Source organism: Stenotrophomonas sp. YJH_SMC_16 (assembly GCF_059367875.1).
Genome location: NZ_JCAFRH010000001.1, coordinates 864,722 through 875,979 on the forward strand (window position 1 = coordinate 864,722; position 11,258 = coordinate 875,979).

The window sequence follows — 11,258 nt, forward strand, 5'->3', positions numbered from 1 at the left end:
GGGAATCAGCTTCACTGCAAAAGTGAAGATTTCGACCTGATTGATCCTGTTGATCAAGGTAATCAGTGATGCCTATCCGCTGGCTCTGCTTTCGGCACCATCAACAACTCCGCCAACCCACGGTAGATCGGCACCCGGCAGACCAGCCCGGACACGCCACGCGCGATCAGCACCGTGGCCAGGATCGGCAGCAGCAGATCACCACTGTCGGTCAGCTCCAGCGAGATCACCGCCGAAGTCAGTGGCGCCTGAGTGACGCCGGTGAGGTACGCACACATGCCCAGCAGCACGAACGCGCGCGGGTCCACGCCGGGCATCAGCACCGCCAGGTTGTGGCCCAGTCCCGCACCGACCGCCAGCGCGGGCGAGAACAAGCCTCCGGGAATACCGGCCACGTACGATGCGAGGTTGGCCAGCAGCTTCATCAACCCGAACTCGTGGCCGACCATCGCCTGCCCCTGCACCAGGCTGCGCGCCTGCTCGTAGCCGGTGCCGAACGCGCCTTCACCGAAGACCAGGGCGAGCAGTACCACCACCAGACCGCAGCCTGCGGCCAACAGAACCGGATGCCGCTGCCGCAGTTGCCCGAGCCAGCGCGGGCGGCCCGCCGCACTGGCCAGCACCGCACGCGCGAACAGGCCACCCAGCAGGCCCGCCACCACGCCGCACAGCAGGATTGCCAGCCAGCCCTGGCCGAGCGGCAGGCGTGCGCTCACATGGCCGAAGTAGGTGTAGTTGCCCAACAGGCCCAGCGACACCACGCCACCGACGATCACCGCGGTCAGCAGGGTGCCTGAGAAGCGATGCTCGAAACGACCGCTGAGCTCCTCGATGGCGAAGACGATGCCGGCCAGCGGCGTGTTGAACGCCGCCGCGATACCCGCCGCACCACCGGCCAGCAGGAAGTGCGAGAGCTCGCGGGGATCCTTGAAGCCGAACCAGCGGCCGAACAGGTACATCAAGCTGGCGCCTACGTGCACAGTCGGGCCCTCGCGGCCCACCGAGGCGCCACCCAGCAGTGACAGCGAGGTCAGCAGCAGCTTGCCGGCCGAAACCGCGGGTGAAAGGTTGGTCTTCCGGAACGGCTCATCGGCCTTGTCCAACGCGGCGATGACCTGCGGAATGCCGCTGCCGCGCGTGGGCTTCAGCACACCGGCGGTCAACCAGGCCAGCAGCGCGAAGATGCCCGGCGTGAGCAGCAGGGCCCACCACGGCGAGTGCGACGTGATGCGCTGGAACAGATGGAACGCCGCGTCGCTGGCCTTGGCGAACAGGATCGCCACCAGCGCCACGGCCACGGCGCCGCCCCAGAGCGCGGCGCGGCGGCGCCAGGCTTCGCTGAGAACCAGCGCGGTGATGCGGCCGCGAAGGCGATGGAGATCGGTCATGGGAAAGAGTCTGCGCGCCAGCGCTTCCGTTGGGCAGCGGCCACTTTGGCCGCAGCCCTTGCAGGATGCGGTGAAATGCGGCGTTTCCGCCAGGCTTGATGGGAGCGGCCAACCGTAAACCACAATAACATCATTGAGGTTGACAGGGTTCATCAACGCACCCACACTGCCGCCCTCGCTCCACTCGTACCCAAGGTCCCGCCATGGCTGCTGCCATCCGCCACGACTGGCAACACGACGAACTGCAGGCGCTGTTCGATCTGCCGTTCCCCGAGCTGCTGTTTCGCGCCGCAGCGGTCCATCGCGAGCACTTCGACCCGTCGCAGGTGCAGGTGTCCACGCTGCTGTCGGTGAAGACCGGCGGCTGCCCGGAAGACTGCGCGTACTGCCCGCAGGCGCAGCGCTACAGCACCGGGGTGAACGCGCAGAAGCTGATGGAGACCGACGCGGTGCTGGCCAAGGCACGCCAGGCCAAGGCCGCCGGTGCATCGCGCTTCTGCATGGGTGCCGCATGGCGTTCGCCGAAGGATCGAGACATTCCGAAGGTCGCGGCGATGATCGCCGGGGTGAAGGCACTGGGTCTGGAGACCTGCGCCACGCTGGGCATGCTCAGCGGCGAGCAGGCGCGTGCGCTGAAGGACGCCGGCCTGGACTACTACAACCACAACCTCGACACCGCGCCGGACTACTACGATTCGATCATCCACACGCGCCAGTACCAAGACCGCCTGGATACGCTGGAACACGTGCGCGATGCCGGCCTGAAGACCTGCTGCGGCGGCATCGTCGGCATGGGCGAGACGCGCGCGCAGCGCGTCGGCCTGCTGCTGGCGCTGGCCACGCTGCCGGCGCATCCGGATTCGGTGCCGATCAACAAGCTGGTGCAGGTGGCGGGTACGCCGCTGCATGGCAGCGCCGAACTGGACCCATTCGAGTTCGTGCGCATGATCGCGGTGGCCCGCATCGCCATGCCGCGCTCGATGGTGCGGCTGTCGGCCGGGCGCGAGGCGATGAGTGACGAACTGCAGGCGCTGTGTTTCCTGGCCGGCGCCAACTCCATCTTCTACGGCGACAAGCTGCTGACCACCGGCAACCCGGAAAGCGAGCGCGACCTGGCCCTGTTCGCTCGGCTGGGGTTGCAGCCGATGGCGGTGCAGGTGGATGCCGAAGGCCACGACCACGGCGGTACCGTGCACGCCGATATCAGTGCCGATACGCCCGGCTGTGGCTGCGCTCACGCGGCCTGAGACGGGCCGCAAGCAGGCGCCGCGGCAACGCGCTACCCTAGCCGCCCCGTCGACGCATTCAGCCACCATGGCCCGCCCCGACCTGACCGCCCGCCTCCACGCCCAGCGCGCTCTGCGCGATGCCCAAGGCCGTCGCCGCCCGCGACGCACGGTCACCCGTCGTGATGGCGTGCGCCTGGAAGTGGACGGCCAGTGGCTGACCGGCTTCTGCAGCAACGACTACCTGGGCCTGGCCCAGCAGTTCAGCGTGGTCAACGCGCTTCAGGATGCCGCCGCACGCGAAGGCGCTGGCGCCGGTGCCTCGCACCTGGTCTGCGGCCATCATGCCTTGCATGAGGCGCTGGAACGCGAGGTGGCCGAGTGGCTTGGCTATCCACGTGCGCTGCTGTTCGGCAGTGGCTTCGCCGCCAATCTGGCGGTGCAGCAGGCACTGCTGAGCGAAGAGAACGATGTCTGCGTACAAGACAAGCTCAACCACGCCAGCCTGCTCGATGCGACCCGGTTGGCCGGTGCACGTCTGCGCCGCTATCCGCACCTGGATCCGGAAGGCGCAATGCGTCAGCTCAAGCACGCGCCCGATGGCGCGGCCATGCTGGCCACCGATGGTGTCTTCAGCATGGATGGCGACATCGCACCGCTGCGTGCATTGTCGCTTGTGGCACGCCTGCAGCAGGCGCTGTTCTATGTGGATGATGCGCACGGTGTCGGCGTGGTCGGTGATGGCCGTGGTGCCGTGGCCGCCGCCGGGCTGGGCGTGGACGACGTACCGCTGCAGCTGGTCACACTGGGCAAGGCACTGGGCGGTTCCGGTGCGCTGGTGCTGGGCCGCGACGACCTGATCGAGCATCTGGCCGAAACCGCGCGCCCGTACATCTACACCACCGCCGTGCCACCGGCGATGGCCGCTGCTGCGCTTGAAGCAGTGCGCCTGGCGCGCCGCGACCACTGGCGTCGCACAAAGCTGACCGACCTGATCGCGCTGTTCCGCACTGAAGCGCGTCGCCATGGCCTGGACCTGATGGCTTCGGAAACACCGATCCAGCCGCTGCTGTGCGGCGATGACCGCACCGCCGTGGCGATGTCCACGGCGCTGGAACAGGCCGGCTGGCTGGTCGGTGCAATCCGCCCGCCGACGGTGCCGGAAGGCAAGGCACGCCTGCGCGTGACACTGTCCGCGCTGCATACGCCGGAACAGGTGCGTGGCCTGGTGGAGGCCATCGCCAGCGCGCGCGATCGCGTGACCCTGGCCGTGCGTGAAGCCGCGCCACCGCCGCTGCCCGCTTTTGCCTGAGTTCCGTGTCGTTGCCCATGCATATTGACGTCACCGGCCGTGGGCCGGACCTGGTACTGATCCACGGCTGGGCCCTGCAGGGCGGTGTATTCGCGCCGCTGGTGCAGCGCCTGGCAGACCAGTTCACCCTGCACCTGGTCGACCTGCCCGGCCATGGCCACAGCCGCGACGACACCACGCCGCTGCGCCTGCCGTTCGTGGTCAGTGCCATTGCCGCGGCCACACCGCCGGCGGTGTGGTGCGGCTGGTCGCTGGGTGGCCTGTTCGCACTGCATGCGGCGGCCACGCTGCCGAAGGTCCGCGGCCTCGCGATGATCGCCGCCACGCCGCGCTTCGTGCGTGGCGAGGATTGGCCGCACGGGGTCGAACCGGCAGTATTCGAGCAGTTCGGGCGTGAGCTGGCGACCGACTTCGGCGGCACGCTGGAACGCTTCCTCGCGCTGGACGTGATGGGCTCGGCGCATGCCCGCGAGGAACTGCGCACCCTGCGCCAGCGCCTGGTCGAGCGCGGTGCGCCCACCGAACGCGCCCTGCTGGAAGGCCTGCGCCTGCTGGAGAGCACCGACCTGCGCGGGGCACTGCCGACGCTGGGCAAGCCCAGCCTGTGGATCGCCGGCCAGCGCGACCGCCTGGTGTCACCGGTCGCCATGGAGGCCGCTGCGGCGCTGGCCCCGGGTGCGCAGGCGCTGACCATCGCCCACGGCGGCCATGCGCCCTTCCTCGGCCATGCCGACGAAGTGGCTGCCGCCCTGCAACACTTCGTTGCCGGCCTGTCACCGGCCGATGGCGGACAATGAGCCCCCTCCGAATTCCGCAGGATTGACGCATGGATCTGGGTATCAACGGCCGCTGGGCACTGGTCTGCGGCGCAAGCAAGGGGCTGGGCCTGGGCTGCGCGCGTGCGCTCATACGCGAGGGCGTGAACGTGGTGATCGTGGCGCGTGGCGAGGCTGCACTGAAGGTCGCCGCCGACGAACTGCGTGCACTGCCCGGTGCCGGTGAGGTGCGCGCCGTCGCCGCCGACGTCACCACCGAGGCCGGCCGCACTGCGGCGCTGGCCGCCTGCCCGCAGGTGGACATCCTGGTCAACAATGCCGGTGGTCCGCCGCCCGGTGATTTCCGCAATTTCGAACGCGACGACTGGATTGCCGCGCTGGACGCCAACATGCTGGCGCCAATCGCGCTGATCCGCGCCACCGTCGACGCGATGATCGAGCGCGGCTTCGGCCGCATCGTCAACATCACCTCGTCGGCGGTGAAAGCCCCGATCGACATCCTGGCGTTGTCCAACGGCGCGCGCAGTGGCCTGACCGGTTTCGTCGCCGGCCTGGCGCGCCGCACGGTGGCCCACAACGTCACCATCAACAACCTGCTGCCCGGCCAGTTCGACACCGACCGCCTGCGCGCCAACTTCGCCCACAGTGCGGGCAAGGACGGCGATGCCGGCGAAGTCGCCGAACGCCGCCGCCAGCAGATTCCCGCCGGCCGCTTCGGCACGCCTGACGAATTCGGCGCCGCCTGCGCCTTCCTGTGCAGTGCACAGGCCGGTTACCTCACCGGACAGAACCTGCTGATCGACGGCGGCGCCTACCCCGGTACGTTCTAAGAGACTTCCGCAATGCCGTCCCACTTCGATGCCCGCCATGTCCGCCGCGCGTTCGCGCGTGCCGCCAGCAGCTATGACGCCGCCGCCGCCCTGCAGCGCGAGGTGCAGTCGCGGCTGATCGAATCGCTGGACTACCTGGAGGCACGCAAGCCCGAGGTGGTGCTGGACATCGGTGCCGGCACCGGCCACGCCAGCGCGTTGATGAAGAAGCGCTGGCCGAAGGCGCAGGTGATCGCGCTGGACGTGGCGCTGCCGATGCTGGACCAGGCCAAGCGCCAGGCCGGCTGGTGGAAGCCGTTCCAGCGCCTGTGCGGCGACGCCGCCGCATTGCCGTTGGCGGACAACAGCGTGGATGTGATCTTCAGCAACCTGTGCCTGCAGTGGGTGGACGACCTGCCGGCGGTGTTCGCAGGCTTCCGTCGCGTGCTCAAGCCCGGTGGCCTGCTGCTGTGTTCCACCTTCGGCCCGGAAACCCTGATCGAACTCAACGAAGCCTTCGCGGCCGCCGATGACCGCCCGCACGTGAGCCGCTTCGCGCAGATCGCGCAGTTCGGCGACGCACTGATGATGGCCGGCTTCCGCGACCCGGTGCTGGACCGCGATCTGTTCACCCTGACCTACGACGACCTGCCCTCGTTGATGCGCGAACTGCGCGCGATGGGCGCGACCAACGCGCGGGTGGACCGCCGCCACACACTGACCGGGCGTAGCCGTTTCGCGGCGGCGGCAGCGGCGTATGAACCGATGCGGCGCGCCGACGGCAAGCTGCCCAGCAGCTGGGAAGTGATCTATGCCCATGCCTGGGCACCGGACCCCGGCGCACCAATCCGCGAAGGCGGGCATGATGTGGCCTCGGTGCCGGTGTCGGCGATTCCGATCCGGCGCAAGCAGACCTGATCGAAAGCCGCCGGGCATGGCCCGGCGCTACCGGGCGCGCGATAGGGGCCGCGCCGGGTGCACCAATGGTAGCGCCGGGCCATGCCCGGCGAGCGCAGCGGCGCGGCAGCCGCTCAGGTGTTGGCCGGCGAACTCAGCGGCGGGCGCACCAGGTCACGGTGGAAGAAATAGATTTCCTGCACCAGGAAGCGCCAGCTGGTGTGGAAGCTGCGGAAGCGCGTGCTGGGCGTGGACGAGGCCAGCGCATCGATGCCCAGTGCCTTGCTCAGTCGCAGCGCGCGCGCCATGTGCAGCGGGTCGCTGACGATGATCACCCGGTGCAGGTCGCGCTGGTCCATCAGTCGCTTGGCTTCGACCAGGTTCTGCACGGTGTTGCGCGAAGCGGTCTCGATCAGGATCGCATCGTCCGGCACGCCATGCTTGAGCGCGTAGCGGCGCGCCACCTGCGATTCGGAGAAGCGCGCACCGGTGCCGCCATAGCCGCCGGTAAAGATCAGCAGCGGCGCGTACCGGGCCTCGTACAGGTCCAGTCCATGCCGGATACGTTCTTCGAACACCGGCGATGGCTTGGCGTCATAGGCGGCCGCACCCAGCACGATGATGGCATCGGCCTTGGCGGCCTGGTCGCGCTCGCCGACCCAGACGATCCAGGCAGTCACACCCAGCAGCCAGATCACCAGCAGGACAAACAGCCGCCACAGCCAGCCCAGCAGGCCGGTGCGAGGCCGATGGCGGTCGCGGCTCATGGCGCCCCCCAGCGCAACGCGGGCAGGTCGACGTTGCCGCCGGACAGCACCAGGCCCACGCGCAGGCCGGCAAAACGTTGCGGCTGTGCCAGCACCGCGGCCAGTACGGTGGCCGAGGATGGCTCGACCACCTGCTTGAGCACCTCCCACAGCAGGCGCATTGCGGCCATGGTCGCAGTGTCATCGACCACGATCACCTCGGCACCGGCCGCGCGCAGCAGTTCGAAATTCGGCGCGCCGATCAGGGTACGCAGTCCATCGCAGATCGTGTCCGGGGTGAACGCGCCCTGCCGCTCGCCAGCGGCCAGCGAGCGCGCGGTATCGTCGGCTCCGGCTGGCTCGGCCAGCACCAGGCGGGTCTGCGGGCTGGTGTGCTGCAGCGCCAGCGCAGTACCGCTGGCCAGGCCACCGCCGCCCACCGGCACCACCAGCACATCGAACGGGCCGTCGCTGTGCAGCAGTTCCAGGGCCGCAGTGCCCTGCCCGGCCATCACCGCCGGGTCCGTATAGGGATGCACCAGGGTCGCGCCGGTATCGGCCTGCACCCTGGCACAGGTGGCCTCGCGGTCGGCGATGGTCGGCGGACAGCGCCAGAGCGTGGCGCCGTGGCGGGCGATGTTCGCCAGCTTGGCGGCCACCGCCCCTTCCGGCACCACCACATGGCAGGGGATGCCCCGGGTGCGTGCGGCCAGGGCCAGCGCGGCACCGTGGTTGCCGGAGGAATGGGTCACCACGCCAGCGATGGCACGATCAGCATCAAGCGACCACACCGCATTGCAGGCACCACGGAACTTGAATGCGCCACCGCGCTGCAGGTGCTCGGCCTTGAACGCCAGCTGTGCGCCGGCCAGCGCATCGAGCGTGCGCGACCGCAGCACCGGCGTCACGCTGGCGTGCGGGGCGATCCTCGCCGCAGCAAGCAGGACGTCATCGGCGCGGGGCAACAGTGAATCGCTCATGACGCAAGATTAACGTATGGCTTCGCGCTGGCGACCGGGACACAGGTCATGCCAGCATGCAGCCCTACGCCTCCATTCATCCTGGCCGGCGGAATTAAGGGCCGATTCAACGCTGGCGCCCGAAGCTGACTGCACACCCGTCCTCTGGGGGGACCCACCATGAAAATGCGCCTGATGCTTGCCGGTGGCCTGCTGCTGGCCCTGACCGGCTGCACCACCTACGACTATGTCGGCGGCGGCCGCAGCGGCAGCTACTACCACGGTGCGCCGTCGGTGGAGTACCGCTACCCGGCCGGCTATCCCTACAACTACGGCCCCTACTACGGTGGCTATGGCGGCTACTACGGCGGCTACGGCAATCCGTATTACTCGCGCCCGATCTACCGCCCGCCGCACAACCATCGCCCGCCGCCGCGCCCGGGCAATGGTGGCGAGCACCGTCCGCCGCCGCCGTCGCGACCGTCGTACAACGGTGGTTCGCCGTGGCGGAACATGGACTCCATGCGCCGCCCGCCGCAGTCGAACGCGCAGCCGTCGGCGCCCCCGCCGCAGGCCCGTCCGGCACCGGCACCGAGTGCGCCGAGGATGAACGGTTCCCCCTGGCGCAACATGGATCGTGCGACGCAGCGCACAGTTGAGCGCTGAACCGTCTTGCATTTCACACGGTCTAAGCCGCAATCTACGCGGACAGTGACGGCCCGCGTCACAAAGTGACAAAAACGACACGGGCCGCCGCAAAAAGCTCTACGTCGATATCCGACAGGAACATCTGGATCCCCCCTGTTCCGGCCCTGTCGGATGTCGGCACCTCTGAAGGCAGACGGCCCCGCAATGCGGGGCCGTCTGTTTTGTCGGGTCGCCGACCGGCGAAGGCCCCAGCTTCAGTAGATCCACGCCATGCGTGGATGGCGCCTTCCCGACAGCCCAAAAAAACAGGGCCGGACAGTCCCCCGACTGCCGGCCCTCTGCTCCCCCACCGTGCGCCTGTACCGGCCCCTGTTCCAATTCCGGTCACGGGCGCCTACGGCGCCAGCCACGGTGGGTGCTATTGGGTTATCTGCAAAAATCCTGCCAACTTTAGGGCTGATTTCGCCGCCAACTGGCCGGCGCCGGCGTCCGGACCCCGAATGGCGCTAAAATCGCCACCCCGGCGGCGCCCCCGGCCGCGCCTGCCCCAAGCTGAACAGCCCCCATGAACCCGTCCTTCCATCGTTACGACGTCATCGTCATCGGCGGTGGCCACGCCGGCACCGAAGCCGCGCTGGCCGCGGCCCGCACCGGCGTGCGCACCCTGTTGCTGACCCACAACATCGAAACGGTGGGCGCGATGAGCTGCAACCCGGCCATCGGCGGCATCGGCAAGGGCCACCTGGTCAAGGAGATCGACGCCCTGGGCGGTGCGATGGCGCATGCCGCCGACCGCGCCGGCATCCAATGGCGCACGCTCAACGCATCGAAGGGGCCGGCCGTGCGTGCCACCCGCTGCCAGGCCGATCGCAACCTGTACCGCATGGCGATCCGCGCCATCGTCGAAGGCCAAGACAACCTGACGGTGTTCCAGGCCGCGGTCGATGACCTGGTCATCGAAGGCGATGCCGTGCGTGGGGTCATCACCCAGACCGGCCTGCGCTTCGACGCCGAGGCCGTGGTGCTGACCGCCGGCACCTTCCTGGCCGGCAAGATCCATGTCGGCCCGACCCAGTATGCCGCCGGCCGCATGGGCGACCCGCCGGCCACCACGCTGGCCGCGCGCCTGCGCGAGCGCCCGTTTCAGGTCGACCGCCTGAAGACCGGCACGCCGCCGCGCATCGATGGCCGCTCGCTGGACTACAGCGTGATGGACGAGCAGCCGGGCGACACGCCGCGCCCGGTGATGTCCTTCCTCGGCTCGGTGGACGAGCATCCGCAGCAGGTCAGCTGCTGGATCACCCACACCACCGAACAGACCCACCAGATCATCCGCGACGCGCTGCACCGCTCGCCGCTGTACAGCGGCCAGATCGAAGGCATCGGCCCGCGCTACTGCCCGTCCATCGAGGACAAGGTGGTGCGCTTCGCCGAGAAGGCCAGCCACCAGATCTTCGTCGAGCCGGAAGGCCTGGGCATCGTCGAGATCTATCCCAACGGTATTTCCACCTCGCTGCCGTTCGACGTGCAGCTGGAGATGGTGCGCAGCATCCGCGGTTTCGCCAACGCGCACATCACCCGCCCCGGTTATGCCATCGAATACGACTTCTTCGATCCGCGCGGGCTGAAGGCCTCGCTGGAAACCAAGCTGGTCAACGGCCTGTTCTTCGCCGGCCAGATCAACGGCACCACCGGCTATGAAGAAGCCGCCGCGCAGGGCCTGCTGGCCGGCCTCAACGCTGCACGCCAGGTGCGCGGGCTGGACGGTTGGTGCCCGCGTCGCGACGAGGCGTACCTGGGCGTGCTGGTGGATGACCTGATCACCCACGGCACCAACGAGCCGTACCGCATGTTCACCAGCCGCGCCGAGTACCGCCTGCAACTGCGCGAAGACAACGCCGACCAGCGCCTGACCCCGGCCGGCCGCGAGATGGGCCTGGTGGATGACCGCCGCTGGAACGCGTTCGAGACCAAGCAGGCCGCCGTCGCCGCCGAGCGCGCACGCCTGGGTGCACTGTGGGCAACCCCGGCCAATGCGCTGGGCCGCGAAGTGCAGGACACGCTGGGCGTGGCGGTCAGCCGCGAAACCAACGTGCTGGACCTGATCAAGCGCCCGGAGCTGGACTACGCGCAGCTGATGCAGGTGCCGTCGCTGGGCCCGGCGGTAGCCGACGCCAAAGTGGCCGAGCAGGTGGAGATCGGCGTGAAGTACGCCGGCTATCTGGATCGCCAGCGCGAGGAAATCGAGCGCCAGCAGCGGCACGAAGCCACGCCGATCGCTGAAGCCTTCGATTACGCGACGGTGCGCGGGCTGTCGGCCGAAGCACTGCAGAAGCTGGAGCGCGTACGCCCGCAGACCATCGGCCAGGCACAGCGGATTCCCGGCATGACGCCGGCGGCGATCTCGCTGCTGCTGGTGCATCTGGAACGCGCACGCCGCGGCCGCGTGGCGTAAGCGGTCGCACCTGCCTCTGGTGGGTGCCGACCTTGGTCGGCA

At 68.8% G+C, this 11,258-nt stretch carries 10 protein-coding genes; 7 read left to right on the forward strand and 3 right to left on the reverse strand.

Annotated features, from left to right (window positions below):
• Positions 1-62: 62 nt before the first annotated feature.
• Positions 63-1,388, reverse strand: coding sequence for a chloride channel protein (locus AC5P6E_RS03880; protein ID WP_197654049.1), 1,326 nt, complete (start codon positions 1,386-1,388; stop codon positions 63-65).
• Positions 1,389-1,591: 203 nt separating this feature from the next.
• Here AC5P6E_RS03880 and bioB point away from each other — a divergent pair, with 203 nt between their 5' ends.
• The 5 genes from bioB to bioC all read left to right on the forward strand — a co-directional run bounded on the left by bioB (position 1,592) and on the right by bioC (position 6,429).
• Positions 1,592-2,635, forward strand: coding sequence for a biotin synthase BioB (gene bioB, locus AC5P6E_RS03885; RefSeq protein WP_049412416.1), 1,044 nt, complete (start codon positions 1,592-1,594; stop codon positions 2,633-2,635).
• A 67-nt stretch (positions 2,636-2,702) separates the two neighbouring features.
• On the forward strand, positions 2,703-3,926 hold the full coding sequence (gene bioF, locus AC5P6E_RS03890; protein ID WP_049480069.1) for an 8-amino-7-oxononanoate synthase: 1,224 nt from the start codon (positions 2,703-2,705) through the stop codon (positions 3,924-3,926).
• Between the two features lie 17 nt (positions 3,927-3,943).
• Complete coding sequence (gene bioH, locus AC5P6E_RS03895; RefSeq protein WP_191863824.1) at positions 3,944-4,723, forward strand: pimeloyl-ACP methyl ester esterase BioH; 780 nt, start codon at positions 3,944-3,946, stop codon at positions 4,721-4,723.
• A 29-nt stretch (positions 4,724-4,752) separates the two neighbouring features.
• Positions 4,753-5,532: an SDR family oxidoreductase gene (locus tag AC5P6E_RS03900; protein WP_049480070.1), complete on the forward strand. Its 780-nt coding sequence runs from the start codon at positions 4,753-4,755 to the stop codon at positions 5,530-5,532.
• A 12-nt stretch (positions 5,533-5,544) separates the two neighbouring features.
• Positions 5,545-6,429 carry a malonyl-ACP O-methyltransferase BioC gene (gene bioC, locus AC5P6E_RS03905; RefSeq protein ID WP_010482174.1) on the forward strand — a complete coding sequence of 295 codons (885 nt, stop codon included), beginning with the start codon at positions 5,545-5,547 and terminating at the stop codon, positions 6,427-6,429.
• A gap of 113 nt (positions 6,430-6,542) precedes the next feature.
• On the opposite strand, the gene AC5P6E_RS03910 is transcribed toward bioC, so the two are convergent.
• Positions 6,543-7,187, reverse strand: a complete 645-nt coding sequence (locus tag AC5P6E_RS03910; RefSeq protein ID WP_029379804.1) for a YdcF family protein — start codon at positions 7,185-7,187, stop codon at positions 6,543-6,545.
• On the reverse strand, positions 7,172-8,134 hold the full coding sequence (locus AC5P6E_RS03915; RefSeq protein WP_329834348.1) for a pyridoxal-phosphate dependent enzyme: 963 nt from the start codon (positions 8,132-8,134) through the stop codon (positions 7,172-7,174). The genes AC5P6E_RS03910 and AC5P6E_RS03915 overlap by 16 nt, the downstream gene beginning before the upstream one ends.
• Positions 8,135-8,293: 159 nt before the next feature.
• On the opposite strand from AC5P6E_RS03915, the gene AC5P6E_RS03920 reads away from it, so the two are divergent.
• Both AC5P6E_RS03920 and mnmG read left to right on the forward strand, forming a co-directional pair.
• Positions 8,294-8,779, forward strand: a complete 486-nt coding sequence (locus AC5P6E_RS03920) for a hypothetical protein (protein WP_019337023.1) — start codon at positions 8,294-8,296, stop codon at positions 8,777-8,779.
• A 547-nt stretch (positions 8,780-9,326) separates the two neighbouring features.
• Positions 9,327-11,216 carry a tRNA uridine-5-carboxymethylaminomethyl(34) synthesis enzyme MnmG gene (gene mnmG / locus AC5P6E_RS03925; protein ID WP_241885637.1) on the forward strand — a complete coding sequence of 630 codons (1,890 nt, stop codon included), beginning with the start codon at positions 9,327-9,329 and terminating at the stop codon, positions 11,214-11,216.
• Positions 11,217-11,258: the final 42 nt, after the last annotated feature.

Excerpts from the sequence above, each read along its gene's own strand:
- AC5P6E_RS03920 (WP_019337023.1), top strand. The coding sequence starts at position 8,294 with ATGAAAATGCGCCTGATGCTTGCCGGTGGCCTGCTGCTGGCCCTGACC.
- AC5P6E_RS03900 (WP_049480070.1), top strand. The coding sequence starts at position 4,753 with ATGGATCTGGGTATCAACGGCCGCTGGGCACTGGTCTGCGGCGCAAGC.
- bioC (WP_010482174.1), top strand. The coding sequence starts at position 5,545 with ATGCCGTCCCACTTCGATGCCCGCCATGTCCGCCGCGCGTTCGCGCGT.
- bioF (WP_049480069.1), top strand. The coding sequence starts at position 2,703 with ATGGCCCGCCCCGACCTGACCGCCCGCCTCCACGCCCAGCGCGCTCTG.
- mnmG (WP_241885637.1), top strand. The coding sequence starts at position 9,327 with ATGAACCCGTCCTTCCATCGTTACGACGTCATCGTCATCGGCGGTGGC.
- AC5P6E_RS03880 (WP_197654049.1), bottom strand. The coding sequence starts at position 1,388 with ATGACCGATCTCCATCGCCTTCGCGGCCGCATCACCGCGCTGGTTCTC.
- bioB (WP_049412416.1), top strand. The coding sequence starts at position 1,592 with ATGGCTGCTGCCATCCGCCACGACTGGCAACACGACGAACTGCAGGCG.
- AC5P6E_RS03915 (WP_329834348.1), bottom strand. The coding sequence starts at position 8,134 with ATGAGCGATTCACTGTTGCCCCGCGCCGATGACGTCCTGCTTGCTGCG.
- bioH (WP_191863824.1), top strand. The coding sequence starts at position 3,944 with ATGCATATTGACGTCACCGGCCGTGGGCCGGACCTGGTACTGATCCAC.